Annotated in this window: 35 protein-coding genes; 8 read left to right on the plus strand and 27 right to left on the minus strand. The window is 44.3% G+C overall.

Annotation, left to right across the window (positions count from 1 at the left end; genetic code table 11):
* Window positions 1-29: 29 nt before the first annotated feature.
* Window positions 30-326, minus strand: coding sequence for a hypothetical protein (locus tag INP79_RS08135; RefSeq protein ID WP_194753681.1), 297 nt, complete (start codon window positions 324-326; stop codon window positions 30-32).
* Window positions 327-573: 247 nt separating this feature from the next.
* Between INP79_RS08135 and INP79_RS08140 the strand changes: the two genes are divergently transcribed.
* Complete coding sequence (locus INP79_RS08140; RefSeq protein WP_194753682.1) at window positions 574-1,125, plus strand: hypothetical protein; 552 nt, start codon at window positions 574-576, stop codon at window positions 1,123-1,125.
* A 69-nt stretch (window positions 1,126-1,194) separates the two neighbouring features.
* On the plus strand, window positions 1,195-2,286 hold the full coding sequence (locus tag INP79_RS08145) for a hypothetical protein (protein ID WP_194753683.1): 1,092 nt from the start codon (window positions 1,195-1,197) through the stop codon (window positions 2,284-2,286).
* A gap of 118 nt (window positions 2,287-2,404) precedes the next feature.
* On the opposite strand, the gene INP79_RS08150 is transcribed toward INP79_RS08145, so the two are convergent.
* The 7 genes from INP79_RS08150 to INP79_RS08180 form a co-directional block, all read right to left on the minus strand.
* On the minus strand, window positions 2,405-3,457 hold the full coding sequence (locus INP79_RS08150) for an exodeoxyribonuclease VII large subunit (protein WP_194753684.1): 1,053 nt from the start codon (window positions 3,455-3,457) through the stop codon (window positions 2,405-2,407).
* Window positions 3,458-3,497: 40 nt separating this feature from the next.
* Entirely contained in the window at window positions 3,498-3,983 is a 486-nt protein-coding gene (locus tag INP79_RS08155; RefSeq protein ID WP_194753685.1) for a hypothetical protein, read from the minus strand.
* Window positions 3,984-4,081: 98 nt separating this feature from the next.
* Window positions 4,082-4,267 carry a hypothetical protein gene (locus INP79_RS08160; RefSeq protein WP_194753686.1) on the minus strand — a complete coding sequence of 62 codons (186 nt, stop codon included), beginning with the start codon at window positions 4,265-4,267 and terminating at the stop codon, window positions 4,082-4,084.
* A gap of 23 nt (window positions 4,268-4,290) precedes the next feature.
* On the minus strand, window positions 4,291-4,440 hold the full coding sequence (locus INP79_RS08165) for a hypothetical protein (RefSeq protein WP_194753687.1): 150 nt from the start codon (window positions 4,438-4,440) through the stop codon (window positions 4,291-4,293).
* A 1-nt stretch (window position 4,441) separates the two neighbouring features.
* The gene (locus INP79_RS08170; protein ID WP_194753688.1) at window positions 4,442-4,798 is read right to left on the minus strand and encodes an ASCH domain-containing protein; all 357 of its coding nucleotides are present in this window, start codon (window positions 4,796-4,798) and stop codon (window positions 4,442-4,444) included.
* Window positions 4,798-6,528 (minus strand): DUF4942 domain-containing protein, encoded by a 1,731-nt coding sequence (locus INP79_RS08175; protein ID WP_194753689.1) that lies wholly within the window; start codon window positions 6,526-6,528, stop codon window positions 4,798-4,800. Before INP79_RS08175 ends, INP79_RS08170 begins: the two co-directional genes overlap by 1 nt.
* A 536-nt stretch (window positions 6,529-7,064) precedes the next feature.
* A complete protein-coding gene (locus INP79_RS08180) occupies window positions 7,065-7,340 on the minus strand; it encodes a hypothetical protein (RefSeq protein ID WP_194753690.1) in 276 nt (91 codons plus the stop codon).
* A gap of 174 nt (window positions 7,341-7,514) precedes the next feature.
* Here INP79_RS08180 and INP79_RS08185 point away from each other — a divergent pair, with 174 nt between their 5' ends.
* Together INP79_RS08185 and INP79_RS08190 are read left to right on the plus strand one after the other, a co-directional pair.
* Complete coding sequence (locus tag INP79_RS08185; protein WP_228519763.1) at window positions 7,515-8,645, plus strand: phosphoadenosine phosphosulfate reductase family protein; 1,131 nt, start codon at window positions 7,515-7,517, stop codon at window positions 8,643-8,645.
* 92 nt (window positions 8,646-8,737) lie between these two features.
* The gene (locus tag INP79_RS08190) at window positions 8,738-9,175 is read left to right on the plus strand and encodes a hypothetical protein (RefSeq protein ID WP_194753691.1); all 438 of its coding nucleotides are present in this window, start codon (window positions 8,738-8,740) and stop codon (window positions 9,173-9,175) included.
* A 47-nt stretch (window positions 9,176-9,222) separates the two neighbouring features.
* Here the strand turns inward: INP79_RS08190 and INP79_RS08195 are convergent, their stop codons facing one another.
* The 10 genes from INP79_RS08195 to INP79_RS08240 form a co-directional block, all read right to left on the minus strand.
* Entirely contained in the window at window positions 9,223-9,465 is a 243-nt protein-coding gene (locus INP79_RS08195; protein WP_194753692.1) for a hypothetical protein, read from the minus strand.
* On the minus strand, window positions 9,458-10,498 hold the full coding sequence (locus INP79_RS08200; RefSeq protein WP_194753693.1) for a hypothetical protein: 1,041 nt from the start codon (window positions 10,496-10,498) through the stop codon (window positions 9,458-9,460). The genes INP79_RS08195 and INP79_RS08200 overlap by 8 nt, the downstream gene beginning before the upstream one ends.
* A 500-nt stretch (window positions 10,499-10,998) precedes the next feature.
* The gene (locus INP79_RS08205) at window positions 10,999-11,229 is read right to left on the minus strand and encodes a hypothetical protein (protein ID WP_194753694.1); all 231 of its coding nucleotides are present in this window, start codon (window positions 11,227-11,229) and stop codon (window positions 10,999-11,001) included.
* Window positions 11,230-11,646: a hypothetical protein gene (locus tag INP79_RS08210; RefSeq protein ID WP_194753695.1), complete on the minus strand. Its 417-nt coding sequence runs from the start codon at window positions 11,644-11,646 to the stop codon at window positions 11,230-11,232.
* Between the two features lie 6 nt (window positions 11,647-11,652).
* Entirely contained in the window at window positions 11,653-12,876 is a 1,224-nt protein-coding gene (locus INP79_RS08215; protein ID WP_194753696.1) for a site-specific DNA-methyltransferase, read from the minus strand.
* Window position 12,877: 1 nt separating this feature from the next.
* Window positions 12,878-13,870: a thymidylate synthase gene (locus INP79_RS08220; RefSeq protein ID WP_194753697.1), complete on the minus strand. Its 993-nt coding sequence runs from the start codon at window positions 13,868-13,870 to the stop codon at window positions 12,878-12,880.
* 96 nt (window positions 13,871-13,966) lie between these two features.
* Entirely contained in the window at window positions 13,967-14,281 is a 315-nt protein-coding gene (locus tag INP79_RS08225) for a hypothetical protein (protein ID WP_194753698.1), read from the minus strand.
* A gap of 79 nt (window positions 14,282-14,360) precedes the next feature.
* Window positions 14,361-15,413, minus strand: a complete 1,053-nt coding sequence (locus INP79_RS08230; protein ID WP_228519764.1) for a hypothetical protein — start codon at window positions 15,411-15,413, stop codon at window positions 14,361-14,363.
* The gene (locus INP79_RS08235; protein WP_194753699.1) at window positions 15,406-15,768 is read right to left on the minus strand and encodes a hypothetical protein; all 363 of its coding nucleotides are present in this window, start codon (window positions 15,766-15,768) and stop codon (window positions 15,406-15,408) included. Before INP79_RS08235 ends, INP79_RS08230 begins: the two co-directional genes overlap by 8 nt.
* A 342-nt stretch (window positions 15,769-16,110) precedes the next feature.
* Window positions 16,111-16,464 carry a hypothetical protein gene (locus INP79_RS08240; RefSeq protein ID WP_194753700.1) on the minus strand — a complete coding sequence of 118 codons (354 nt, stop codon included), beginning with the start codon at window positions 16,462-16,464 and terminating at the stop codon, window positions 16,111-16,113.
* 306 nt (window positions 16,465-16,770) lie between these two features.
* Here INP79_RS08240 and INP79_RS08245 point away from each other — a divergent pair, with 306 nt between their 5' ends.
* Window positions 16,771-18,177, plus strand: coding sequence for a hypothetical protein (locus INP79_RS08245; protein WP_194753701.1), 1,407 nt, complete (start codon window positions 16,771-16,773; stop codon window positions 18,175-18,177).
* A gap of 56 nt (window positions 18,178-18,233) precedes the next feature.
* On the opposite strand, the gene INP79_RS08250 is transcribed toward INP79_RS08245, so the two are convergent.
* Window positions 18,234-18,683 (minus strand): hypothetical protein, encoded by a 450-nt coding sequence (locus INP79_RS08250; protein WP_194753702.1) that lies wholly within the window; start codon window positions 18,681-18,683, stop codon window positions 18,234-18,236.
* 170 nt (window positions 18,684-18,853) lie between these two features.
* On the opposite strand from INP79_RS08250, the gene INP79_RS08255 reads away from it, so the two are divergent.
* Together INP79_RS08255 and INP79_RS08260 are read left to right on the plus strand one after the other, a co-directional pair.
* The gene (locus INP79_RS08255; RefSeq protein ID WP_228519765.1) at window positions 18,854-19,369 is read left to right on the plus strand and encodes an antitoxin Xre/MbcA/ParS toxin-binding domain-containing protein; all 516 of its coding nucleotides are present in this window, start codon (window positions 18,854-18,856) and stop codon (window positions 19,367-19,369) included.
* On the plus strand, window positions 19,369-19,827 hold the full coding sequence (locus tag INP79_RS08260; protein WP_194753703.1) for an RES family NAD+ phosphorylase: 459 nt from the start codon (window positions 19,369-19,371) through the stop codon (window positions 19,825-19,827). The genes INP79_RS08255 and INP79_RS08260 overlap by 1 nt, the downstream gene beginning before the upstream one ends.
* Before the next feature lie 86 nt (window positions 19,828-19,913).
* Here INP79_RS08260 and INP79_RS08265 read toward each other — a convergent pair whose 3' ends face one another.
* From INP79_RS08265 to INP79_RS08275, 3 genes are all read right to left on the minus strand, one after another.
* Window positions 19,914-20,222: a helix-turn-helix transcriptional regulator gene (locus INP79_RS08265; protein WP_194753704.1), complete on the minus strand. Its 309-nt coding sequence runs from the start codon at window positions 20,220-20,222 to the stop codon at window positions 19,914-19,916.
* A gap of 108 nt (window positions 20,223-20,330) precedes the next feature.
* Complete coding sequence (locus INP79_RS08270) at window positions 20,331-21,080, minus strand: hypothetical protein (protein WP_194753705.1); 750 nt, start codon at window positions 21,078-21,080, stop codon at window positions 20,331-20,333.
* Window positions 21,081-21,132: 52 nt separating this feature from the next.
* Entirely contained in the window at window positions 21,133-21,651 is a 519-nt protein-coding gene (locus tag INP79_RS08275; protein WP_194753706.1) for a hypothetical protein, read from the minus strand.
* Between the two features lie 158 nt (window positions 21,652-21,809).
* Here INP79_RS08275 and INP79_RS08280 point away from each other — a divergent pair, with 158 nt between their 5' ends.
* Entirely contained in the window at window positions 21,810-22,145 is a 336-nt protein-coding gene (locus INP79_RS08280; RefSeq protein ID WP_194753707.1) for a hypothetical protein, read from the plus strand.
* Here the strand turns inward: INP79_RS08280 and INP79_RS08285 are convergent.
* From INP79_RS08285 to INP79_RS08305, 5 genes are all read right to left on the minus strand, one after another.
* Window positions 22,142-22,396: a hypothetical protein gene (locus tag INP79_RS08285; protein WP_194753708.1), complete on the minus strand. Its 255-nt coding sequence runs from the start codon at window positions 22,394-22,396 to the stop codon at window positions 22,142-22,144. The two genes, INP79_RS08280 and INP79_RS08285, sit on opposite strands and share 4 nt — an antisense overlap.
* Before the next feature lie 190 nt (window positions 22,397-22,586).
* Window positions 22,587-23,105 (minus strand): HD domain-containing protein, encoded by a 519-nt coding sequence (locus INP79_RS08290; protein ID WP_194753709.1) that lies wholly within the window; start codon window positions 23,103-23,105, stop codon window positions 22,587-22,589.
* The gene (locus INP79_RS08295) at window positions 23,098-23,673 is read right to left on the minus strand and encodes a hypothetical protein (protein WP_194753710.1); all 576 of its coding nucleotides are present in this window, start codon (window positions 23,671-23,673) and stop codon (window positions 23,098-23,100) included. The genes INP79_RS08290 and INP79_RS08295 overlap by 8 nt, the downstream gene beginning before the upstream one ends.
* A gap of 10 nt (window positions 23,674-23,683) precedes the next feature.
* Window positions 23,684-23,974 (minus strand): hypothetical protein, encoded by a 291-nt coding sequence (locus INP79_RS08300; RefSeq protein ID WP_194753711.1) that lies wholly within the window; start codon window positions 23,972-23,974, stop codon window positions 23,684-23,686.
* Between the two features lie 14 nt (window positions 23,975-23,988).
* Window positions 23,989-24,660, minus strand: coding sequence for a hypothetical protein (locus INP79_RS08305; RefSeq protein WP_194753712.1), 672 nt, complete (start codon window positions 24,658-24,660; stop codon window positions 23,989-23,991).

Genomic DNA, 24,660 nt, shown 5'->3' on the forward strand with positions numbered 1-24,660 from the left:
GTTAAATAAACGAGGTATTGGCTTCAAATTCAACTATGGACTCGTTGGAGCACATCCTTAAACTCATCTACCAGGTTACCATCGTAATTGTCATCAAGCCAATCACGGGCAGATAATGCGCCATTCATTGTCATGTCCGGGGCATGCAACTCCCGTTTAAGATATCGCTCCGGGATTTCATCCTCACTGATATTCCCGGTCAGAACCTCAACCATTGCGTCGACGACCCCTGCATAGGGTTCTCCCATGAGGGTGAATTCTGGCAAGTCTGGTTTGATCGCATTCAAGCTCTCTACCTGTTTTTCAATTTCCATTTGTGAACGCATAAAATTTCCTTTCATTTACTGTTCATATATCGAATTTACAGCAGAGTTTCGCGATGTAAAGCCCAGGCATGCCATATTTGACACACTTTCTGAATAGAAATATGATAGCCATACAGTGCATTCGTGCATTATCGTGATTATTCACGAATCCAGAAGCTTTCAAGCATCCACCTTCGTGGAATCTTTTTAAACCCGTGCGGGGCATTCCCCAGCCGGGATTGCTCCGTTTTTTACATTAGGAGCAATCATGCCTTTACCAATTATTCAGCAAGACCCAAATCAAAACAGTCATTCTGCATGGACCCGTTTGGTTTCAGATGCAGCAAAGGCTTACGATTATTTTACTGATGACGAACTGGAGGTTGCAGCTGCAGAGTATCGCGGTGAGAAACCAATCACTGAATTATCACTTCCTATGTCATTTCAACATTGGGTTGTGAAATTCATGCCTGTGAAAAATCATTTTGACTTACATGCGGATCACGATGGAATCTTATTCGAGGCCAAAGGTAAGCAAGGCGATTACGTCAGAACGTTGTTCGGAAAATATGTTTGGAGCTACATCGTTCGTGATGACGGATCCGCGGTAATAATAAATGGGTTTCCTGAAGAGGAACCCTACGGTTATATCGTGACTGAACTGGCATTCGAAACGAAAGAGCGCTATGAAATCGTTATTTATACCAGTGGCAGTTACGCTGAATCATACGTCGACCAAGAAATTATTTGCGAGAATCGTAACATTGAGATCGCAGAAGAAATGGGGATCGCTGCATTTGAGCAATCATTGAAGCAATAACCACTATTTTTAAATCCACCCGGCGGGTTCCCATGTCGGGGACTCGCCTTTTTATTTAGGAGAGTCCAAATGTCAACTACATACACTTCAGGCAAACAAGCAGGCGTTTTCTTTTTACCCAATGGAGAGCCCATCTACGCGCTGTTTGAAAAAACTCGCGAAAGTAATCTCTCCCCTTCAATTGCGAAATGGTCTTGTTTCGCAATCGGCAACTACTCTGATGCAATGAAAGCTATCATTTATTCAGCTAGCGCATGCGTTGGTGGTAGTCTGCAGGGTGAGGGACGGCGTTCTATTAAACCTGAAAATTATATTGCTGCCTGGCAAAAGGAATTGGCCAATCCGGTCAGGATCCTAACCGAGGGCAGAACAATCTCGGTCAACTTCAAGCGCGATAACAAGTGCTGGAGAAGTGAAGACGAGCCAAAGGTGATTGAAGAAACGAAAAAACTGTGTGAGCAGTTGAATCGAGCTGATTTGATTAAGCCGCTACTTGAAGACAACAGTAATGTCACTCTCTCGTTTGATACAGAGGCCGAGGTCATTAGTGCTTTATTCAAAGTACGTGAAGGCGTTTTTTCAGCTTATAGACTCTTTAATCACTACGATTTAGGTTCTATGCATGTGCCTTTGGAGTTGCCAATCTCAGACAAGACCTTTATTCCCCCAACAGTGCAGGCATATCGCTTGCCATGTGAAGGGATGCTGGTTAAGTTCGGTGATGGTCCCTTCAAGGCATACGGTCGTTATGGTACATACCGCATTGATCAAACATTCATTCATGAGGTGGTTTTAACTGCCGAGCTTCACCGCCCGGGGGCTGCCAAATCTTTGATGAAAATTCTAAAAGATGCCATTTGTAACGCCACAGAACTTGATGAAAATACAGCGGTTGTAGTTCACCTACCCGAACAGATTAAGGGTTGTCTTCAATCTTATCTGAGTGAGGTAAATAAGGATGGTGGACTCATTGCTGACGATGAAAAAACACTGACTATCAAGCTTTCCGAGTTTGAAAACTTCAGGACCGATGCTTATTACGTTTATGCCTTGCTAGACTTAGACGATTTGAGCGTGGAATGGCAATTTGCTAATACGGAAGCTGCTCCTGTGCAAAAAGTACAAGGCGCGACTGACTTGAATCAAATGTCATTCTTCTAAAAACAAAAAGGTGCCTTCGGGCACCTTTTTTTGTTTCCACAAATTCTGTGGATAAAGCAGTGGATTGACGTTGATAGTCTATTTAAGACACTGAATTTTAATAACTTTAAATCATTGCCTAAAAAATGCTCTTGTATGCGATGTGTGCAAGAACTGCTAGCGCTGACACCAGTATGAAAAAGATTATGCGCTGCTTAACCTTATCGTCATTGATTTTTTGGGTTTCTTCCCTGACTGGCGCCGTAATTGGTTCAGTAGCTTTAAGTCGTTCGTTTTCCTCAATTTCTTTTGTAAGGCGCTTGATCTCAGCATCTTGAGTTTTGATCTCAGCATCTTGAGCCTTGATCTTGGCCAACATTCTCAAGTAATCAATATATTTTTCCTTGATTTCTACGCCTAAATTGGCGGGTGTTGGTGCCGAAAAATCAGCAATGATATCCGCTAATGCATTGTCTGTAGTGTGTCCAATACCTATCATCCTATAACCTTGGAATTTCACCAGGGCTTCTAACACCTCTGGTTCATTGAATATTTTAAATTCGCTTTCACCGCCCCCACCGCGGATAACTGCCAGGATGTCTGATTTTGCCTGAGTGATTTCTTTGGCCAGCTCGAATTTATCAAGGATGTTGACGTATTTTGTGCTGATCTGAAAATAATCACGAATAGGTTTTAAGCCGCCAACCAAGTCATCTTCTGTCTTTGCATTCTTAGCCGTGATGATCGTGATCGTTACATTATCTTTCAGTGGAAATGGGCGAGCGCCTGTTTTCAACCGAAGGATAGTTTGTACTCTGTCTAGGTTTTCTTTATATTTATTGCTCTGCGATAATGATTCGGCTGCCTCTAAGTCAGAAACTTGTATTTTTAAAACCAACTTGTTCCTGGTGTTGGTATTAATTTCAGATTTCACGACGCCGGTGACCTTAACGAATTGACCTGACGATATTTCTCGCTCTTTAATCAGGCTTTTAGGAATATCCATCAGGATCTGTTCCTTACCCTCATTGAGAGTCACACTGTAGAGTATCGGGTATTTGATGGTTTCGTCTATTGTCCCTATTTCACCTTGGACTTGTATCACCATTGATTGCTCATTTTTAATGAGATTAACGGCCTTGTCAGTGATTGACTGAAACAATTGTTGAATGGAGGTTACGGTATAAATCATTACATGCCTTATTTTTGTGTTTAGGCAATGATACCCAAAATCAAGCTGCCATCATTTCCGGGGTGTAGAAATTTTTTTCCTGAATATTTTTGTTGATGATATCGATGGCATTGGCCAGATCATTACCGGTGATATTGTCTAGCACATCGCTGAATATGGATATTGTGTCTTTCAATGCCTTCAGGCCCAGGCCATCCAAGCCAAATGCGCCACACTTTTCATAACGCTGTTTCGACCTGTATAGTCCGTTTTTGGCTTCAATTATAAATGGCTCATAGCTTTTCTCATGGAACACCCCTTTTACCATGATGGCGCATATTTCTACCATGGTGGCGAGCTTATGAAAGTGGTCAATGTTCGTAACGCCCCTGGACATAGCAAGTATTGAGACGTCCACATCGCTCAGAAATTTTGCTTTTACAGTTTCACTCAACGGTCGTGCCATAACCAAGGCTTTAAAATGCGCGTTTGAACTCAGCTGCTTGGGCTTGTATGCCTTGCTACGCTTTCTAAGATTTTTACTCATGATTTGAATTTCACTCGACTCGCAAAATAGTAACAAATTGCGACTGATTATGCAGTTTCTACGGGCACGTAATGGGCGCGTAGCGCGTTAAAATGACTTTATTGACCACTTGTGCCGTCAGAACTCTTTTCGTCGCCCACAAGGTAAAAATCCTCAAGGTTCTCACTACGCACGCTCCCTTCCGAGTTATCGCCTACGTAGTCTATGAATTCGTTGTCCATATTGGTCACAATCACTTCGTGGCCAAACTCCCTGCAAATTAATTTGGTACCTAATGCAATCATTACAGCTTACCTCTTTTTTTTACTTATTTCTGACTGGCTGACAGTCTTGATATGATGCCCATGATGTCTACCACTGCAGACCGATAACCATGATCAAACTCATCTGCGGCATATGTTGATTCGAGCTTATTAATCTCTTCGATCAGGGCATCTGGTTGAATTGCGAGCTGCACATTACTGATTTCCTCTTGCGACACTGTGATGCTTGGTGATTCCATTTGCATTACCCTTTCCATAATCAACATTTAAGACTTCGCCGAGGTTCAAATTAAACACATCTTTGTCAGGTGGAGCACCCCACTCTACTCTTCCCCGGCCCACACCAAGGCCTTGATACTCTAAAAGCGCATTGGGATTACTACGGCCATATCCATTTCGGAAATGAACAGCGTCAAAATGCTTTGGAGTTCCATCTTTGTTGAGTAGCCGCTTGGCCCAATAAGGCTTAATTTCACGGTATTCAACGGTTTTGACTCCGGAAACAATCAAGTCAAACCACTCTTTCGTTAATGTCAGGTATAGAATTTTCATTATGCGGTCAGCTGGAGTGGTTTGTTTTCAGTCAGCATGTTGTGGATGTTGTAGCCACGACGCTCTAGCACGACGCTTACGGCACCGGTGATGTAGTCATTGGCACGCTTACGGTCATGTTCATCCTTGGAGTCCAGGTAGTACGTGACATTCCCAAAGCGCCACTGGTCTTTTCTGTTTTTCAGTTCTGTCTGAATTTCTTTGTCGAATTTTTCAGCATCTTCGTAGTGGGCCATGAACTCATCATTGCCCGAGCCAAACTCAGGCAACCAGGCTTTCAATCGTCCAACGCGGATATTAAATCTCTCAATTAGTTTTTTATCGGTCGGGAACAGGTGCATGGTTGCGCGTCCCGGGTAATAACGCACGTCGAAATATTTAGAAGAAACGCGTTCACCACTTCTTAACGCGTCAATTTGATTTTGAAACACATCTTCTAGGCCGCCCTCAACAAGAGGCTTGCCTTGTTCTACAGGCCCAACCACTTGTCCGTTTAAGAGTTCAAAAGTCTTGTCGTAGTCCCGGAGTTTCTGCATGGCTTCCCACTCCAGTTGGCCTGAGAAGCCTATCCTGAAATAAGGCAAAACAATTCGACTCATTTTGATCCGCATGCCTGCAGTACGGTGCTTGTTGTTAGATAGCCAGCCAAGGTAGTAGACCGTATTTTGCGAGTGGTAGCGGGTGATCGATTCAAAGCAATTCAAGATCATTTCATTCTGGATATCGCCCTGTTTTTCCAAAATGCCCAACAAGAAACCATAGATATTGGCCTTACTAAATTCGAGTTTCTTGATGTTCTCAAATTCTTTTTCTACTGTTTTTTGAGCGGATGATGAAAGTTTTGACAGAACGTCTGATGAGCGCAATACATTTGCCCAGGCCCTGTTCTTGAGATCGAGGTACATTTCATTGATGGTCTGGGTAACCCATTTAATCGTAGTTTCTTCGGTGCTGAAGTTAGAGTGCATGCGCTCCATCGTGCTGCCCAGAATGTTGCGATAGTATGCAGCTCTGGCCATGGCAAAGACCTGCTGTCTGTTTGCAATCGTGGCGGCCTTAAAAGCGATCACCAAATTTTCAATGGTGGAATTTTTCAAAGCCAGCTGGTTTTCTTGTTCATATCCAAGCCCATGATCCTGCTCTTGCTCACTACGCAAGCCCTCCAGAATGTCTCCGGCCAGGTCTTCCATGAAAAGACTTTGCTTGCGCAGATAGACCATTGCGATTTCTACATTGGTTTTACGCAATGTGTCTTCGGACATGAATGCTTCTGTCATGAATTCAACCTCACCATGTCTTTCAATGAGGTCTACCAGCATGCGACGTTCTTTGGTGTGAGGGTTGGTGATGGTTTCCTTGTTAAGGATAGCAACAATCTCGCCATCAAAGAGGATTTCCCATGCACGCAGCACGTGTTGGGCACCCTGGGCGAACGGTGGATTCATGATGATATGTGAGTAATAAGAGCCACCTTCAAACTTCATAAAATCCAGACCAATCACATTAAATCCCTTTTCACGCAACAAGGGGTGCTTGGACATATCGATTTCAACGACATCTACATTATCCATTCTGTAGCGAAGCCCTCTGTACTCGCTTTCAAGTAAAGCCCCATTGCCTGCCGATGGCTCAAGCACTTTAGTAATTGTGTTGTTTTTAAACTTTTTCCAAGCTTTCGTGGCAAGGCTTAAAGGGGTTGGATAAAATTGCCAGTTGTCTTCTGAATGCATGATGTTTCCTTGTGTCTTGAATTAAATCTAAAACACAAAATCTGGAAATCAAGAGCTGGCGGCGGCTATATCTCACTATCTTTATTGCACTCGCTTGGTGTCTTTAAGTGACTTAGAGTGTATGCAAGTTTGATATGGAATGCGTCGTCATAAACACGCATTTTCGTGGGGATATTCAGAATAGAAAAAGCCGGGGCTTTCCCCGGCTGTACCATCATCAAACTACATTATTCGATGAATTCTCGTATGTCCTATTTCTTTTAGGATTCGGCCTTTTGCAATACGCCGTTCTACGACCTGTACTGCCTGATGCGCTAGGTTACCTGGTAACGGAGTATCAACAGCGTATGGCCCAGCTGCTTCATTCATGGTTTTGCAGATCCAAGACAGAATGCGTTTGCATTTGGTTGGACTCAGCCCCTCGCATTCGGCAATCCTTATCCGTAATGGACCGCAAATAATTTCATTTGCTTCGTAGCGCCATTTTCCCTTAATGACTGGCTCGGTATTGGACTCATGCCCATTGATCTCATTTTCTAGCATGTCACGCCCCCTTCCACCACACTTGGAATGACTGCTTCCTGCGCGAGTCTTTCTTGCTCGATTGTCAGTTTGTATTCCACACTCTTACCGTCATTCAATTCAAAGCTTTTGCGAACGGAAATCAAATAATCAGCGGCTGCCGCACTTTCAGCATCTTTTTTGGACATGCCAGACTGCATGAGTTTTTCAACATCATTCAGAAATTGCATTGATTTGGCATAACAATGTGCCAACTGGTCAAACACTGAAATCGTGGGTATCAAAAGCATTGAATTCTCCGTATCTTCAAATTCAATCTATCACCCGATTTTCGGATTTCAATACCCCAACTTAATCATATTCGACCCGCATTACCTCATCATTACTCTGCCAGAGCATGCCAGCTGGCGCTCTTGAATAACTGACATTCGCTGATACGATGAATTTATTTAAGGGATACTTTCATGAATCACCCCATTGTGTTTATGCCACGGCACGCCAATGCTGATTTATTCAATACGGATAACTATGAGGTCTCAACAAATGCCGAAGTGGATGCCATGCTGCAAGAAAACGCAGTAGTGGCAATCGGGGTGTCTGGCGGCAAGGACTCTCAAGCTGCTGCTATTCGATTAATTCAGTATCTTGATGAAATTGGACATACCGGCCCGCGTGTTGCTATCCACGCCGATTTAGGGTCGGTGGAATGGGTTGAGAGTTTGCCAGTTTGTGAGCGGCTATGTGAAAGGCTGGGGATCGAGCTGATTGTTGTGAAACGTGCTGCAGGAGGTTTGATGGAGCGTTGGGAGACGCGGTGGAAGAATAATCTGGCACGTTATGAGAGCTTAGAGTGTGTCAAATTAATCCTGCCGTGGAGTACGCCAGCGCTACGTTTCTGCACTAGTGAGACCAAGACAGCTACGATCTGTGCCGAATTAACCAAGCGTTACCCCGGCCATAAAATTCTTTCTGTCACTGGTGTACGCCATGCTGAAAGTTCTGCACGTGCACGTATGCCAATTTCTTCGCCACAACCCAAGCTATCGGCCAGGAAGTGTTACGGCATCAACTGGAATCCGATTATTACCTGGTCGACGCCAGCAGTATATCGGTATCTCGAATTGGAGAACGAGCCGCTTCATGAGGCTTATACGACCTACGGCACCAGTAGAGTTTCCTGTACTTTCTGCATCATGGGCTCAATCGGAGATCTGATTGCATCAGCCACTTGTCCTGATAATGCTGCTATTTATCGCAGAATGGTCGATTTGGAAATTCAATCAACCTTTGCATTCCAGGGCAACCGGTGGCTTGGAGATGTAGCGCCACATTTACTTTCCCTCGAACAGGTGCATGGTCTTCAAGAAGCTAAGCGGCGTGCTGCTATCCGGCAGGAAGCTGAAGCTTTGTTGCCAGCGCATTTGATGTATAAAAAAGGATGGCCAGAAGCTATTCCGACAAACAGTGAGGCCATGTTGATTGCTTCTGTGAGGCACACAGTTTCTGAGACCGTAGGGATCAAAGCTGATTATCTGGAGCCAACAGCAATCATTCAACGCTATATCCAACTTATGAATGCAAAAAAAGCTGCTTAAATTGCATAGGTGCCTGTTTATTAAGGCATTCAACAACACTTTCATTTTGTTGATTTGCTAACATGACATTCATACAGTCTTTAATTGGCATCATGGAAGAAAAGCAAGAAGTCTCAAAACCTGCTGTGAGTCACTTTGATCGATTGAGGATCAAGGCGGGGATATACTTTTTCTTGTTTGTAGGGCTTCCTGTTTTCACGTACGAGCTGATTGATAACGATGTCTCATTCAGTCTCGGTAAAGGTGTCTCATGGCACCTTCATTCACTGGCGGCAATATTTGGCTACCTGGCCTACGTGTTTCTGATAATGATGATCGTCGTAATTGGAAATGCGGTGAGTAAGGAAACAACCAGGAGCGAGGATCAGGCAAACGAATCCAAAATAGTATTCTGCATCATTATGATTTTGATGTTTCTGAGCTTTGCCTACATCAATCAGGGTGATCCCGACATCAGAGATAGGCGAATTGGGAAAAATATCAAAGTGACCGAGACGGTCCAAAATGGTGTTTCAATTAAGAACACCTGAAAATATATGCGGTATATACAGTATTAACCATATATACTCTGCAAGCCTTATTCTTCCTCAATCGGCGTTACCGTTACAGACCTCCAGCCGTCGATTAAGCCAAGATTAGTCATTTCACTTATGATCGGTATCAACTCCGGCGCCAGCTGGTGCACTAAACGTTTTTGCTCCCTTGCACGCTCCATTTCACTCTTAGTCAGAGGCCGAGGAATTTTTTTAACGTATTCACCCTCCGGCTCAGTTGGCTGGCCGGGAACGGGGGGCGGCAAGTAGATGTTTTCGTCACCCATTCGCTGAATTCCGGGAATTGTAACCCTTAGTGTCAACGTGCCAGGCTTTGAAATCAAGGTTCTTGAGTAGGCTACCGCTTTTGGTCGCAGGTAGTTTTCTGGCCGTTACTAACAAAAAATCCTGAATCTGTTCATTTTCCAGACAATATTTCATGTAGAAGTTCTGAAATTTGTCGAAGAGATTTTGGTTGAACCAAATATCAAGCATATTGGGAGATCTCGTTCTGTCAAACACCTTCTGCGCTGTTTTCATAATCTGCAGCAAATCTGCCCTGCCCTTTGCATCGAAATACTGCATCAAGTCTTGCTGGACAAGTTTTGCCTCACGCAGGCCCGCAGAGCGGTATGCAATCAGTATTTGCATAACGTCCGATAACAAGGTGAAAATGCCATTAGGTGGAAAAATTACGCATGGTGCGAATGTGAAGACGAAGCCTGTTTCCGAAAACTCAGCATCCTCAACGCTATTCTTACGGTATTTAGCATTATTCTTGACGGCAGCAAACGGTATCACCTTAGCGCAAATTGACTGCCAGCGGATCCACTCAAAGAGGTTTAGTCCGTAATCATTCTCTGGAGATACGCGCAGCGTATCAATAATGGACAGTATCTGGTCATAAGTCATTGAACCCTTGGCCTTATTAGCTTTGGATGAAACTATGACCAAGTTGCCAACTGTATAACCTGAGTCGTTATGAATCCGGTCGACCGACCAGTCAGTTTCGGCGCCACTTCCATGAGTGAGCGTTACTTTGGTAATTGGGCAAGTTGGCGTATCTATCTGTTTAAGGTAATCCGGCGTGATGTTCTCATCAAAGGCTTTGCCCCGGGTATATGCATTTAAACGCAGCTGAAGGCATTTTCTTTCGTACCGGTCACTCTTGCGTTGATGAGCCCGAGAAGCAGCCTCCTGATAGCCTTTTACGATGTCCTGATACTCACTTGCATGTGGGGGCAATGTGGTCGAGTACACGTAATAGTCCCACCCGATGTGGAAGCCTATTTTTTGTATTGTTCCCTGATTCTCAATCATCTTTTTTTCTCAATCTTCAATACCAATTTATCACCAGGTGGCCCTCAATCAAGAGGATTCATAGTGATAATTGTATTGGCTTAATCAAGCCACATTCTTGTTGAATGCACCACAAATCATCAGCGTATCCAGAAGTGGATCACGGTGGTCAATGCAATGATATTGATTTTTAAGGCTTCCCTGATATTCTGATTTTGAGAATTAGGGCATTAGTATGACAGAGCGTTCAGCAGGACCTTCACCAGTATGGACAAAGAGTTGTCTGGAGAAGGCGCAGCAACGATTTCCAGGTAGGGACATTGAGTCGCTTTATTACATCGCCAAACTGGTCCCACACAAAGGAAAAACCAGAAAGGCAATCAAGGCTAGATGCGCTAAAAAGGAATTATTCTGGATGAACCATGGGTATGCTGGGCGCTACTATAAGATTACACCTGACCGAATTGTATTCGTGCTTGCAGCTCCAGAAACAGTTTTGACTGTTTTCCAGCTTTAGTCCATCAAGGAAATAGTTTCTTCGCAATGGCACTGCCGTCTTGAGTCAATGACCAGCCACCTTCGGTTTGCGCCAGTACGCCTTTTTTAATTAGCGATGTAATGGTGTCTATATTGCATATTTTTCGATTATCCACCACGACCGCCGAGCCCTTCCCTCGGTTCGCTTCAAATCCGCCGGCAATCAATCGCAAAATCTTCATTTGGGCTTGGGTGAGTTTTACTTCTTCAGTCATTTAAATTCCACACACTACAGTTCTAACCAGGACGTCATTCTCATAGTAATTGACGGTGACATTCCCCACGCAGCCTTTTTTCGCAAGGCGATTGACCACGGTGCCGCGATCTACTGTCCAGCCTTTCCTTAAAACCGTTACCGATTTCCCTGATCTATCTTCGGCAAAGAATCCGACCTCCTGACGCACATGCTTGGCCTTATATTCCATGGCTTTGTCACGGCCGTACCACCAATCAATCAGGCGCTGGTTGTTTTTTGCTTCGGTGAAAAGATGTTCAGATGGCTGCCGCCGAGATAGTTTTTTGCCGACCCTGACCATTCCCAGCAGTCCAGCTGACCATCCGGCGTGAATGTCGGTGTTATACCGCCCACAATGTTCCTTCACGACCTCAACCGAGTTATGGATACTTTTCATTTTTATTTAGTGAAAAATTTGCTCATTAAGAACCAGATCAGAATTGCCAGCAAATCGCACTGCTGAGCCTTGCACATATTCAAGCATACATTCTGTCGACAGCCATCGCCTACCAGAATCTTCAGCCTGTTTTGGGATCACGGAAGATCCTGAAAACAAATCAACCACTAGATCGTCCTTATCAGTTAGGAACTTGATTATTTTGAGTACCAAAGCTCCAGGCATCATAGCGCCATGAGTCGGCCAATTCCGATGTCTCAAAATCTTCAGCAGCTCCCTATTTTCTTTATCCGTGTGAGAGTATTCCAATACATTACGCGGTATTCTACCTTCAGTGATGTTTGAATAACTCCCAGGCTTCAGGATATAGGCGCCATCGTTATTTGATGCGAATTTCTTTGACCCGCCGTTCTCAATGTATTTTCTATGAGTTTCTGTGTGTGGTTCAAGAACGCGGCGATTATTGGATTTACAAGCCAATGGATCTACAGCAAACCAATAAATTGGTTCATAGGCAACATTGAGTTGCTGCCTTGTTTTCGAAGCCCATTGCAGCGGCCCTGGTGGCTTGGATTTATTGTGCCACACCCATCGATCCATCAAGGCCAAGTTAAATCTTTCGTTAATGGCGATAACCAATTTTTCCAGATACAGATTGCGGGATGGCAGGCCCTCATTGAACACATCATTTGTCACATTGATTACCAAACTGCCTTCACGATGAAGGTTTTTTACAATAGGCTCCAAAGATTTGCAAATGAAATCGGTATATTCCTGCGCTGTAGGATTTCCATACGCCCTTGGCTTCCGTAATGGATATGGTGGTGATGTGAGGCAAAGCATGATTGGCTCATCCAGGTTTTTCAACGCTGTTTGGTTGTTGCCCCAAATAGCGATTCCCAGCTTTGTAGAATAGGCCACCATGGCCACATTATTCCTAATCTTGGTCAGCTTACCCTTGCCTTCTTCGGTTAACTGCCAGATACCACGCTCTCCTTCAACCCGCTCAATCAGCCCGAGTTTCTTCATCGTTTGCTGATGCCACCGCACCTGGCGCTTAATCAGGTTTTGTTCTTGCCCACTCTGTCCAATTTTGACTTTTACATCAAGATCGGCATGGCTGATACCTGCTCTTTTGGCGACTTGCTCATATAAATCATGAGTGGCCAAAGGGAATTCCGGACGTTGCGCAAAGGCTTCGGCAACGTGGTCAAATAGATGCATTTGCATGCTATTTAACCATTTCAGTTTTTATGGCCGCATGGCTCTGGTAATTCTCAAGCCAGATATCATCTGGTTCAATCCGGTCGAAAGCGCCCTTGTACGTTTCCAGGGTGACTCTCTGGATATTTTCAGACAAAACGAGCGTTGGCGCCTCGAAGTCATCACGGGTCAGAACTTCATCTACAGCTGCCAGTGATGACCCGTAAAGATGAGCATTTGTGGCGTTGATACAAACCTTCCCGGGCGTCATCCCTACCAACCGGCACACAACACACAAGAACAAGTGTGTCAGTTGCAGGTTAAATGCGAGATGGCAATCCCAGGATCGCATCGAACACTCGATATCCAATGAGTTATCAGCATTCCAAGTGAATGAATAAGTGTGGTGGCAAGGTGGCAGTGAGCACTTGTCAAATGTGCCCACATGCAGTGCCGTTACGATCATCCGGCGGTCAGTTGGGTTTGTAAGTAAGGTTTTAAGCAGATTGTCCAGCTGTCGAATAGGACGTGCCATACAGTATCTGCCGTCCTGGCCCTGTAGCTCAACTTCATACCCTTGCTGGATGTAAAAGTCTCGTTCAGCTTCTCCAGTGACCACACAACGGTCGATGACTTCCTTGAATTGATAAATCAATCCATTATCGTTTTCCCCTTTGCGCCATGGGTTTTTGAGCCACGCTTCAGTACCATTGGCATTCGCATACCAGACTTTAGTGCCTACTTTCTCAAAGTCGGCCGCATTGGTGTAACCACGGAAAAAACCGAGTAATTCCCCGACCGGGCCACGAAGTCTGAATTTTGAAGGATCGTCCTTATCTTCAATCCCGATTTTTCTGCGAGTATTGGCAAGAAAGCCCTTTGAGCCATCAAACTCTAAATGGGCAGTGGATTTGTAATAACAAATTTCCCCGGTTCTCTGATTCTTGAGCTGCTTTCCGTTTGTCCGGAGTTCTGCCAATAAATCAAAATATGGCTTCATCAAGTTATTTGTGTTCGACATTTAGCTTTCCTTGGTTATATCTTTAAGCTTAGCCTAACATTTCGCTAAATCAAGGGTGCGAACATAAAAAGCAAGATGGCATTTAAATTCAATAACCTACGCTTCTTTGTTAGGTATGAGTTCGTAACACTCTTCGAAGGCATCCTCCGGCATCCAAGTCTCATACTGACGACTGGTGCCTAATTTTCGAACAACCAACCATCCCATGAATTTATGTCTGCCTGCGCCAGGCGGCCTTTTCATGTTGTTCTTTCTGCCTAACCTGGCATACCTAGAGTTATATTCTGAGTTGCTAAGTTGCGTGGCAATCACGGTCTGCCCATATTTGGCAGCAACATCCTGATCAATAGCATTGAATTTTTGAAAGCTATCGTGGCTCACATAAGGCCGATCGTAGTCATATCCTGTCATTTACTATCCTTACTCACATTCTTTGACGAATTGATTATTGATGATTTTAGGATAAGCAATCAATGGGCCAGAATACGGGCTACGCCCAGACATTCTCTTGCTTGGCTATTGGTATTACTTTTTTCCGGCGACTGTCATACGCATTATCATCCGAGCGTAATTCGTTGGCTCTGGTCATGAAATGCAGTGTCATGTCAGGACTGCGAATAACGTTGAAGTCTGCATCTACCACGCCATTTTGCACAGCCCACTGATTCCAGCTAAATGATCGGCCAAGGCCTACGGTCGTGGTGGTGCTCGGAAAGCGGTCGCCAGACCGTACCATTTCTTCCCATTGCTTTCCGGTTGCCAGCTCATCAAATCGAGAATGCTTCCCTGTCAGGGCAACTCTTTCCATAATCAAAGCACGTTCAAGTAGGTCAGGCTCGTTGGCCGCCAGCCAGTACAGTTCCCATTCTTTGGATGCCGGACAGAAAAAGCACGCGGATTTCACTGGAACATAATCTTCACCCAGGACAGTGAAAATTGCTTCTACACACTCAGAGCGAGTCCATCCCAATGTCTGGAGCGGGTAGTAAAAATCGAAGTGAGGGTCATCTTGGATGATTTTGCTAGAACGCTTGAGGTCGGCTTTTCCGCAGTCATACCCGATCAATTTGACGATTCGTTGTCGTGTTTCCTGGGCCTCAATCCATACCGGATGCGCGGGCTGTTTATTCGGGCCACGGTTAACCCCTTTTATGAAGTTGTCCTGAACGCCTGATTTCCATTTCTGACTACAACTTTTAAGGCCAAACGCCAATGATGGTAGCGTTTCGTTTTTAATGCATTCTCCATATAGTTCATTGTAGCCTGTTGAATCCAAGGTCTTTTTCGTCACAACGCTGATTTCCGGCCATCCCCATCTTTTCATGACCTCCTGCATGCGATCAAGATGGTGATATGTTTGGGCCTTCTCAGCTTTAGTGTCCGCAAAAGAAATCAATTGTGGTGTTATTCCGGCCACTTTAAGCGCAACCATCATTGCGGTCGAATCGACTCCGGCGCCGAAGCAAAGATTAATGAGCCGCCCTTCAAGTTGGCTACGCATAGCGATCATGGCTGACGGATTAAATAGCGCCTGATTATCCATTTAACACCTCATCAGGATTTAAAATCCATGACCTTAATGGACGTAGACTTTCTGCTAGTCTGGTTTTGAAGGTTGAAAGCTCTGACTCCGAGTTTGAATAGATCATCAGCATGAGGTCTACCTGGTGGCAGACATCAACCTCCATGGCCAGCTGGCTGGCAATGCTATCAACATGTTTTTTTACATGATCTGAAAGAGCACCGTGACCGCAGCCAATCTCACCAAATGGCGCTGGGTAGGTGGCCGGGTAGCGTTGAGTTAGATTCGCGTGCTGCTCAGCCTTATCAAACTCTAAAGATGAATCTTTGGCATAAGTTTCTTGTGCCAGCTTAATGATCAATATGGTTCTGTGCATTTCCGATATTCCGTATTAGTTATTTCAAACTAACATGGAGAAACACGAAGTAAATAGCGAGCACAAAAAAGGCCAGTGTCTAAAAAGACCTGGCCTGGGTTCAATCATCTGTTACAAGTATATCCGTTAGTTGCTTGGCCCTTGGTTTCCAATAATGACCGCAATGATTACAACTACAATGCAGACTTATCACACCTCCAGGAATATGATCGTCTGCCCGGTCTGGCATAACCCCGTTGGTTACCGTTATGTGTACTACTTCTTCAAAAACTTCTTGTGTAGTGAAGTTTTGTTGTTTGCACTTCGGACATTTAATTTTCACTTTCCTTCCAGAAAAGTTCATTAAAGCACTCTTCCCAATTCCGAGCGAAATTGTTCCGTCGACATAGACGTGATTGGTTTATTTTCACTCTCATGAGCTACGGGTGATTGCTGACTACCACAGATGCATGAATAGTATTCACACCCACATTTCTCGTGCCGTGGAGTGATTATTTCCCTAGAGCCAATAGTAAGGCCTGCCCCATAGAGAAATAACGCTGCCAATGAAGCACAGGTGATTGAAATTTCATCCTGTAAAAGGAAGGCCTTTGGTAATAATCCGTTGTCGAGAAAAAACAAAGAAATAGCAAGCCAGGCCAATGTTAGCCAGCCTATCAATCGTAATGTCTTGCCAACCAGATACTGAATAGTCATGTGCATCTCCCAATGAAGTCCATGAATTCACCCTAGCATCCGAACTTCTGAATTCAAGTGGAGAGGCAGTTTTTTTAATCGACTAAAAAGACGTGGAAAAATATTTCGAGCCTATTGATTTCACAAAAACATCTGGTAATCTGTAATTAAGTGGTTACCCGAACCAGCTGTGCGCACCTGAAATCAGGCGTAGCGAATCAGGGTCAGTAATACTGAGTTCCTTTTTTTAGTAGAAGGCCTACTCGGAAACGCGCACACCCGAATTGTTTTGGCCGTATTTATTTTCTACTTTTAAAAGGAGTATCTATGTTTCATCCAAACTACACTGGCGCTGTTGCGCTTCTCAGTAAATCCCTCGCATCACGCGACATTCTGATTCCACCAGGCAAGCCGTTATATGACGCTTTCCTAAACTATTTTGAAGATAATGACATGTTCTTGGCCGCATCCATCATGGGTACGGTTGATACCAAGCGTGATTGGCATTACATCGAAATTGGTGCGAGCCGCGAGAATAAGGGGTCTTTAGAATTTATCAATCTCACTGACTCATTTGCTTCTGCAATTGCGACAGTTGTAGATGAAATTGACTCGACACATATTTATCCTGACGCTATTCGTGTCGTTGGCAATTCGTTGCAGTTCCATAAAAATGACGAATTAATGTACAAGGTTGGCAAGGTCGAGTTTGCATCCTTTGATCAGTCTCTTTCAGAGCGGTGCCGCGCACACTTTAAAGGTATCCGCAGCTATGGCGACAAGTCCAGACTGGTTAATCGACTACAATCCATTCCGAACTTAGAGAAACTTTCCTGTGAAGAAGAGCGCCCCCGTGAGGATCGGGGACACTCAATGGTGGCTATGGTTGAAAATTTCCCTATTTTTATGCGCTCTATGCTTGCCACTAGATTTAATATCGAAATCAAGCAATCGGTAGCATTGGAAATTGTCGCTGAAACCTTTGGTGCAAAATCATGGAATGTTTTTAAGGCAGCAGCAGATAAATTGTCATTTGATTCAAAACCTGTATTTATCTACATGCCAAACACTCAGCCCAGCGCACAGTTGTTTTACAAAAATATTTTTGATGGATTAGCTGGACTGTCTAAAATCGTTGCTGGCTACCCAGGAAGAGACAATTTAGTTATCGAGCTCTCCGGGGCAGCAACGGCAGATACAGTCTATGTGAATGCCTACAACCCAGCATTTGATAAGAAATTTGATTTCTACACCCAGCATCAATCTGAACTTGAATTATTCGCTCCTGTAGAAGTGTCGTCTGATGAAGAAAGTACAGAATACTTCGCGTGGGTTAATGATGTAGCCTACGGAGAAGTCGCCTCGAAGCTTAACGATATTCTTTTGGTTTCATCGCCATTAAACTCTCGATTGGCCGCTACTAGTGTGCGCAAGAACCATCGTGTTCTCTCGATTGGTAAATACCTATTCACGGTTTTCGATGCAGGACAGGGCCGTGACTACCTTAAGGTTGAGTTGTTGGTGGCCGGTGGTGGTGAAGTAAATGCGATGGTTAAACCAGCTGTTACGGCCATATACAAAGCTGAAATTGTTGTTCAAAGCGATGGCGTAATGATTCTGGGTGATTATGGTCATGACAAGATTGCGGCGTTAAATGACTTTACGGACCTTGATATTAAACGCCTGACTGATTTCACAGGAATCAAAGCTGCTCGCGGAACCGTGTTTCAATAAAGTTCATAGTTTAATGAGACGTACAGGGGATATGCACCAAGGTGCTATCCCCTTTTTTATTTCAACCTTTTCTCAAGGTTATTGAGAATTACAACAGAGTGTGTGGCCTGGTGGTGTGTTTGACCTGAAGTTATTCTTACCGTGGTATATCTAGTCAAATAATCAACCAGATTGTCTTTTGTGCACTTTACGTCGCAAGCAATTAAAGCAAAATCCAAAAGTTCTGCTGCGCCGATCGCAGCTCCATGCTGCTTTGCAACCTCATGAGCATTCACCACAAAGTCTGCAACTTGTTGTTTTGGTGTTGCATACACTTCTTCTGCTGCATTCAATAGGCCATTCACTCGCGCAATTGATAAGTCAGACTCCGGAAGAAATTTTCCTGCATCGATTGAGGCAACCTTGTATTCCAGGCTATTTGAAATTTCAGTTTTTTTATCTTCAGGCTTTTTGCAGGCCGATAGAACGACAACAATCAAAACAGCGACAAGGTATTTTTTTCTCATAATAGGTTTCATTTGTTGTGTTTGGATCTTTGATTATACATTTAATGAATTTTGGCATTAAACTGCGTTTTGATTGATAGAAAAATTTAATAAAACTATTCGGGGCTTTGAATATCATTTGATATATAATTAGTTATCATTTGATTAAATTTTTTAGACCGGAGTTTTTTATGGTAGCAAAAGCCCAAAAACTAACTTCTCCTAAACTGGCTATGCCAAACGCAACTGTTAGAAAGGCTGGGAGTGTTCGTGTTAAGCGAACCTCAGTGCCGGCAATGATTGCCTATCAGAATTGGAATGAGGCTTTTGTTAAGGCCAATCCTGGAGAGCGTATTGCTATCATCCGCGGCGGTGCCAAAGCCGAAATGCTTGCTGGCGGCAGTGAGTTCTTTAATATTTCAGCCAATAATTTTCAACGAATCATTGGTATACCCCCTGCAACCGCAAGCAGAAAAATCCGTACGAAAAGCTTGCTTGGACCAGCTGAGTCGGAGCGTCTGGCACGCGTTGCATTGATTGAGGCCGAGGCTGAAGAAGTGTTTGGATCTCAGGAGGTGGCCAAAGATTGGCTTCTTACCAAGAATAATGCCCTGGGTGATGTTCCACTTGAATTGTTGGATACGGAAATTGGGGCAATGGAAGTGAAGAAGGTTCTTTCTGCTATCGCTTACGGCGGCGCAGTATAATGCAGGCGTGGCGAATAGCAAAAGAGCGTTATGCGCTTGATCGGGCCGGTACTGGTTCTCAGCGCACTGGCGGTCGGTGGAACTCCCAAGGGGTAGCAGTCATCTATGCGGGGCTTACCCCTGGAGTGTGTGCGCTGGAAAAGCTAGTTCATACCAGTGACCATCTCATCGCTGATCTTGTTTTGGTATCCATTCAGCTGCCTGACGAAGAATCCTTATACAAAAAGTATTTACCGTCAGATTTACCTAAAGGCTGGAGCGCTGTACCGAGTTCAACCGCCTCGATTGAGTTTGGAGATAAGTTTGTCGCTGAACAAAAATATCTTGGGATCATATTACCTTCAGCAGTAATGCCGGAAGAATTTAATTTGCTCATTAATCCTGGTCACCCGGCCTACCATCTGGTTTCATACAAGATTGAGCGACCTTTCACTTTTGATGAACGATTAAGAGGTTAATAGTTAATCACAGATAGGAAGCATATTGTGTCATCAAGCCACAATATGCGGCGGGTTATGCTGTTAAATCCTTTAATTGTAGTTCTCTACTTTTTCAAACGGAGTACAGTTTCCGCAACGGCTCGGAAATGTTCAAAGAATTGCTCTGGCAATAAAGGTGAATTGTTAGGACTTGAATATGTACTCTGCACAAGCAAAAATGCTTGTTTCATGAGTTCCCAATCAATATCGGGTGTTAACCTTAATCCTGTAACAATAAAGCTTACATCTACCCCGTTCTTTCTTAAGCACTCTATGTATCCCATTGTTGGTGAGCACTTTCCTGTCTCATAGAACGACTGAGATGTTACTGATACGCCCCCAAGTTTGGCAAACTCACTTTGTTTTAACTTCATATGCTTTCTAATCAGTTTTATACGCTCTGATACACTATCTGAACTATAGTTGTGATTAAGCATTGCAAGTCTTTCGAATGTATAGGGCTAGATAAATTTTATCTTGCTCTAATGAAATCCTTTTTTCAGTTCAGACATCACTTTATTCAGATCTCCAAGTATATCTAATGACTGAATAACTTCAGGTTGGCACATAATAAAGCTCCACTCCCCTTGATTCATTACTACATGTTTCTGAGGCTTATTAGCATCCAGATCGGCGCATAACTTGGCAAATCCTAATGCTAATGTTGCGTCTTCGTCTTCCCACTCAATTGAGGGGGTTGAAAAAGTAAAACCTGATTCTAATTGCTCAAAAATCTCATCAACGGATCGCATTCGGTGATTGATTGTAAATGGACTTATTTTTCCTTCCTTGCAAACATAGCCGCCAAAATTAAAATATGAGCCATTAACTTCTTTGAAGCAGATACTTCTAAAAAGCAAAATGCTTATTGGCTCATTTAGATTGAGCATGGCAGATTTAGCTTCATTTGCAAGATCATCTTCATTATCAAAAGGTTGGAAGTTATAGTTCTCCACCAAAACTGGAATCAATTTGTGGTGCTTTCTTGAGATTAAGCTGAAACATGGTTTAAGCCGAATATTAATGTCTTGGTAATTTTGTAACTCCCATTTCATAGATGTTAAAACGTCATGCCAAATTGCATGGGCTTGAGGTCCAGGTGGCCCTTCAATACGCATTTGTTTTTGAAATTCTTCAGGATCCTCAATTCCCAATTCATCTCTAATAAAATTGTTGATGTCTTCTGCGGAAACATCGTTGAATAATTTTGTTTTTCCTGAGTCTTGTGCCATTTGGCTCACCTATAAATGAATTTACTTTAAATAAATATACCGTGAAATATCTCTAAGCGTTAGATGTTTTGAATGGAATTTTGCGTATGGCCTTGGCGTTACACCAATCCAGCTTGTGCTGGGTTGTAACTGCACCATTGCCGAAGTTTTTTACTAACACATAATTTTCGTTGTTTTCACACTCATCACACGTAGTGTAAAAATCGGCTGTGAATTCTTCACGGCAGTTTTTGAAGCATAATTCCAGCTCGACCATGTTTGGTATCAGCCCACCCTTGTTAATTGCCCAATCCAAACGCTGGTCAAAGAGCCGGTGGACGTCACCAGGTAGCAGGACAATGTAATTCCCCTCCCCTTGAGCATTAATCAGGCCGCCCACGAATACTTCACCTTCCTGCAATTCAACCTCGGCCGGCAGCTTTACCACGTTGATGCTGGCTAGCAAGCGTGATACCAATCTCTGATTCACTGCTATCTGTACCTTATGATCAAACGGATCGAGGGCCTGCGTTGATTGTCTCAGCGCACTAATCACATCCATCATGCTGACTGGTTCATATAGATTTTCCATGCTCTTAACCGCTTAAATTGATTGCTTTAAGGTTAGCATCCGGTCACACAAAATCAATGGCGTAAAGAGCGCCAAACAAAGCCTATTCAACCATGCATTTAATGATTAATGTCTTAAATGGAATTTAAGCGGCTGGTATCATAGATGCCTACTTTACTTTGATGACCGCAGCAATGAGCCTTGATGAGCTGATAAATAGCCTTTTACAAGATTCCGGCTATCCACACCGGGTTACGAGGGAAAGCTTTGAAAATACCTACGTGCTGGCGTACTCTGAACCTGTAGAGGTCAAAGAGATCATTAAAAATAGGGTTTTCTCAGACCAGGTGAAGATGCTGGCCATACGTTCGAAGACTGAAATATCAGCCGCCAGATACGGCCGATATCTCAAAATTGTGAAAAACAAAATCGGTTACCAGGTAGTACGTAGTATCAACGTTCTGGTTACGGACAATCTGTCCAATGTGGACCAGATTTTTTACGAAAACTTCTAATACGGGCCGCCGCACAGGTAGCCGCTGGTCGTGGCCTCGCTCAACAACTTGCGAATTGTTATTGTCTGTCCAGTTGGTTGCTCATTTTCATCAATATCTTGATACTCTTTGTCGAGTTCAGGATCCGTTAACAGTCGCGGGAAGCCATCTTCTGGCGTTTCACCTACGGTTTCAGTATAGATGGCAACGGCCTCTTCGGTTGAATGTGCAGCATAGACTTCATATTCTTCACTAACCCAAAATGCTTGCATTGCTTTTCCTTTCGATTATTCCAGCTTCTTGAGCACATTGTCGACAATAAGGTTTGGCCCATTTATTCAAACTGCAAACTACAGCCACGCGGCCGCATTTAATCCATGACTGGCCACCGATGTACCGCCCGAGGTAATTTTTGGCTACAGGTCGCCGAATAGTGCATTTTTCCTGGCTAGACATCGGTCGTTATCCCTTTGCTGCCCTCAAGATATCGTTCGCCTGATTCCAAAGCGTTTGATCACCTTCCACGAGCACTTGCAAGAGCATTTCCTTTTCAGCCAGGTAGACGCGTGCAAATGTAGGGTCATGCGCGATAATGTTCTTAGAGTTGTCTATCAGGTCTGCCAGTTTGATTGTTTTGGCTTCAGGAGACGCGATTGCGGTGTGTTCCCTATCAATCCCCTTCCTGACCTTGCGATTGCCGTCCGTAGGCTTGCTAACATCGGTTAGTTGTTCAACCAATGCTGCCACTTCCGGGCCAAACTCAGATTCCACTTCAGACAGAGTGACTGGCGTATCCTCAACGACATCATGTAACCATGCAGCGCACAGCATCGTTTCTGTATGAGGAACACTTCTTACTAGCTGCACTACCGCCGCCGGGTGAATGATGTACGGTTCCTCAGTGTATTTTCTGCGATGGTTGATGTTTCCGTGCGCCTCAGCTGCAAACTTTCTGGCTTTATCTTCTAATGAATTAATCATCTTGTGCCCCCGCCTCTGGAGACTCAATTCCTGGCCGCATTTCTAAGAATGCCCCAACTCTCGCTGCGTGCCAGTTCAAAAGAACTGCTGCCGTAGTGATGATATGGTGCAATTGCTTTTCTGGGCCTGCCTCCGGCCTGATTGCTTTACCAGCCAAATAACCTATAAGCCAGAACCAATCCGCATCACTCTTGCCTTCGTCGTGCTTACTACCCCAGCGATCACGCTGATGCAGTGCCTCATTTTTGACGGCCTGCAAGAAATCCTCAATTTCAGGTGTATTGATGGCATCAAATGCCGCAGCCTTACGCTTGAGTTCTTCTAGCTCAGCGTTTGCCACCGGTGCCGGATAACAGCTGAAGGCAAATTTTTGCGAAAACTCAGCGCTCTCTCGGACTAATAATTCTCCATCGCGAGTGTAAACAACCATTTTCTGCCCGTCATGTGCGTTTGTGCAATCCAATGCCCCACCGATCACTTGATACAGGTTGCCGGTTTTCAGATTTTTAGCCGTAATTTCTACACCATTGTGGCGTGCGGCTTCAGCAGCTTCAAAGTTTAATTCCATACTCAGTACCTTACCTTCGTTCCATGACGGTTACCGGAAACGCGCCCCGCGAGTGCGGTTCAGCAAGGACATAAACAACATTGTATTCACCTGATCTATCAGGCACAGTGCGCCACCATTGGTGGCTTGGTGCAGACCAGTCTCCCAGTTCATCAAAGCCATACTCGCGCATAGAGTCCATGAAAGACTTGAAATCCTGATGCCCCTTGCTCATGTAGCATTCAGTGTCACCAGAGCAATTCACAATGGTTAAGGGGTAAATTGGAATCTGTTTATCTTCGATTACGACAGCTTCAGTCATAGCACACCCCTTCCCTAGTTATCGAAAACAAGCTCACAGATCTCGCGGCACATATCGATGCTGAAATTGCCCTGCGCATCACGCACCCCGCTTTCCATGTCCAACCAGTAATTAGTCGACATCAAACCGACCTGATTAACCACTGCAAGGATGTTTTCCTTGCGTAGACCGCCCGCGTAACCGCAGATGTCATGTTCTAATGGTTCTGGCCATGAATCAGGGGTAATTCCTTCGCCGCCGGACACATCGTATAACCAGAGAACGTCTTTCACGTCCGGGAATGGGCCTCGGCATTGAAGAATCGGGAAAACGAAGTTTGAAACGGCCCAATCGTTCACCATACGGTAATCAATGTCTTGGGCAGTTGTATTGAGTTGAACACGGTCAAAGTACCAGCTCAGAATAAAGTCATGCTTGGATTTACCAGTTTCCAGCACCTCTTTACTGTCTCCCCCACACAAGTGGGCTGCCAGTGCCAAATTATCAGCGTTCGGGAAAACCTCACGTTCCAGCCATTCCAAAGATGGGTATCTGGCTGTGCCGGTGCGTTTTGGGGAGAACAGGATGCCAAACTCGACCATCGGGTAATCTTTGACCAGGGCCAGCATGTCTTGAATGCTAGTTTGATCGTCAGCACCGGTGAAGGTGATCCTGAACGGTTTTGTAGGCTTAGGTTCGATTGCCAA

The sequence above is a fragment of the Methylophilus sp. QUAN genome (genome assembly GCF_015354445.1).
In the GTDB taxonomy this organism is placed as follows: Bacteria; Pseudomonadota; Gammaproteobacteria; order Burkholderiales; family Methylophilaceae; genus Methylophilus.

What these genes read in the sequence shown, in the direction of transcription:
- INP79_RS08150 (WP_194753684.1), bottom strand. Translation starts at nt 3,457, where the DNA reads ATGATTTATACCGTAACCTCCATTCAACAATTGTTTCAGTCAATCACT.
- INP79_RS08200 (WP_194753693.1), bottom strand. Translation starts at nt 10,498, where the DNA reads ATGATTGAGAATCAGGGAACAATACAAAAAATAGGCTTCCACATCGGG.
- INP79_RS08235 (WP_194753699.1), bottom strand. Translation starts at nt 15,768, where the DNA reads ATGCACAGAACCATATTGATCATTAAGCTGGCACAAGAAACTTATGCC.
- INP79_RS08265 (WP_194753704.1), bottom strand. Translation starts at nt 20,222, where the DNA reads ATGAAGTTAAAACAAAGTGAGTTTGCCAAACTTGGGGGCGTATCAGTA.
- INP79_RS08295 (WP_194753710.1), bottom strand. Translation starts at nt 23,673, where the DNA reads ATGGAATTAAACTTTGAAGCTGCTGAAGCCGCACGCCACAATGGTGTA.
- INP79_RS08225 (WP_194753698.1), bottom strand. Translation starts at nt 14,281, where the DNA reads ATGACAGGATATGACTACGATCGGCCTTATGTGAGCCACGATAGCTTT.
- INP79_RS08140 (WP_194753682.1), top strand. Translation starts at nt 574, where the DNA reads ATGCCTTTACCAATTATTCAGCAAGACCCAAATCAAAACAGTCATTCT.
- INP79_RS08240 (WP_194753700.1), bottom strand. Translation starts at nt 16,464, where the DNA reads ATGACTATTCAGTATCTGGTTGGCAAGACATTACGATTGATAGGCTGG.
- INP79_RS08180 (WP_194753690.1), bottom strand. Translation starts at nt 7,340, where the DNA reads ATGCTTTTGATACCCACGATTTCAGTGTTTGACCAGTTGGCACATTGT.
- INP79_RS08255 (WP_228519765.1), top strand. Translation starts at nt 18,854, where the DNA reads ATGGTAGCAAAAGCCCAAAAACTAACTTCTCCTAAACTGGCTATGCCA.
- INP79_RS08170 (WP_194753688.1), bottom strand. Translation starts at nt 4,798, where the DNA reads ATGAAAATTCTATACCTGACATTAACGAAAGAGTGGTTTGACTTGATT.
- INP79_RS08145 (WP_194753683.1), top strand. Translation starts at nt 1,195, where the DNA reads ATGTCAACTACATACACTTCAGGCAAACAAGCAGGCGTTTTCTTTTTA.
- INP79_RS08260 (WP_194753703.1), top strand. Translation starts at nt 19,369, where the DNA reads ATGCAGGCGTGGCGAATAGCAAAAGAGCGTTATGCGCTTGATCGGGCC.
- INP79_RS08290 (WP_194753709.1), bottom strand. Translation starts at nt 23,105, where the DNA reads ATGATTAATTCATTAGAAGATAAAGCCAGAAAGTTTGCAGCTGAGGCG.
- INP79_RS08245 (WP_194753701.1), top strand. Translation starts at nt 16,771, where the DNA reads ATGTTTCATCCAAACTACACTGGCGCTGTTGCGCTTCTCAGTAAATCC.
- INP79_RS08195 (WP_194753692.1), bottom strand. Translation starts at nt 9,465, where the DNA reads ATGGGTGACGAAAACATCTACTTGCCGCCCCCCGTTCCCGGCCAGCCA.
- INP79_RS08135 (WP_194753681.1), bottom strand. Translation starts at nt 326, where the DNA reads ATGCGTTCACAAATGGAAATTGAAAAACAGGTAGAGAGCTTGAATGCG.
- INP79_RS08175 (WP_194753689.1), bottom strand. Translation starts at nt 6,528, where the DNA reads ATGCATTCAGAAGACAACTGGCAATTTTATCCAACCCCTTTAAGCCTT.
- INP79_RS08300 (WP_194753711.1), bottom strand. Translation starts at nt 23,974, where the DNA reads ATGACTGAAGCTGTCGTAATCGAAGATAAACAGATTCCAATTTACCCC.
- INP79_RS08285 (WP_194753708.1), bottom strand. Translation starts at nt 22,396, where the DNA reads ATGCAAGCATTTTGGGTTAGTGAAGAATATGAAGTCTATGCTGCACAT.
- INP79_RS08215 (WP_194753696.1), bottom strand. Translation starts at nt 12,876, where the DNA reads ATGCAAATGCATCTATTTGACCACGTTGCCGAAGCCTTTGCGCAACGT.
- INP79_RS08190 (WP_194753691.1), top strand. Translation starts at nt 8,738, where the DNA reads ATGGAAGAAAAGCAAGAAGTCTCAAAACCTGCTGTGAGTCACTTTGAT.
- INP79_RS08250 (WP_194753702.1), bottom strand. Translation starts at nt 18,683, where the DNA reads ATGAGAAAAAAATACCTTGTCGCTGTTTTGATTGTTGTCGTTCTATCG.
- INP79_RS08230 (WP_228519764.1), bottom strand. Translation starts at nt 15,413, where the DNA reads ATGGATAATCAGGCGCTATTTAATCCGTCAGCCATGATCGCTATGCGT.
- INP79_RS08160 (WP_194753686.1), bottom strand. Translation starts at nt 4,267, where the DNA reads ATGATTGCATTAGGTACCAAATTAATTTGCAGGGAGTTTGGCCACGAA.
- INP79_RS08155 (WP_194753685.1), bottom strand. Translation starts at nt 3,983, where the DNA reads ATGAGTAAAAATCTTAGAAAGCGTAGCAAGGCATACAAGCCCAAGCAG.
- INP79_RS08210 (WP_194753695.1), bottom strand. Translation starts at nt 11,646, where the DNA reads ATGAAAAGTATCCATAACTCGGTTGAGGTCGTGAAGGAACATTGTGGG.
- INP79_RS08185 (WP_228519763.1), top strand. Translation starts at nt 7,515, where the DNA reads ATGAATCACCCCATTGTGTTTATGCCACGGCACGCCAATGCTGATTTA.
- INP79_RS08205 (WP_194753694.1), bottom strand. Translation starts at nt 11,229, where the DNA reads ATGACTGAAGAAGTAAAACTCACCCAAGCCCAAATGAAGATTTTGCGA.
- INP79_RS08275 (WP_194753706.1), bottom strand. Translation starts at nt 21,651, where the DNA reads ATGGAAAATCTATATGAACCAGTCAGCATGATGGATGTGATTAGTGCG.
- INP79_RS08270 (WP_194753705.1), bottom strand. Translation starts at nt 21,080, where the DNA reads ATGGCACAAGACTCAGGAAAAACAAAATTATTCAACGATGTTTCCGCA.
- INP79_RS08220 (WP_194753697.1), bottom strand. Translation starts at nt 13,870, where the DNA reads ATGTCGAACACAAATAACTTGATGAAGCCATATTTTGATTTATTGGCA.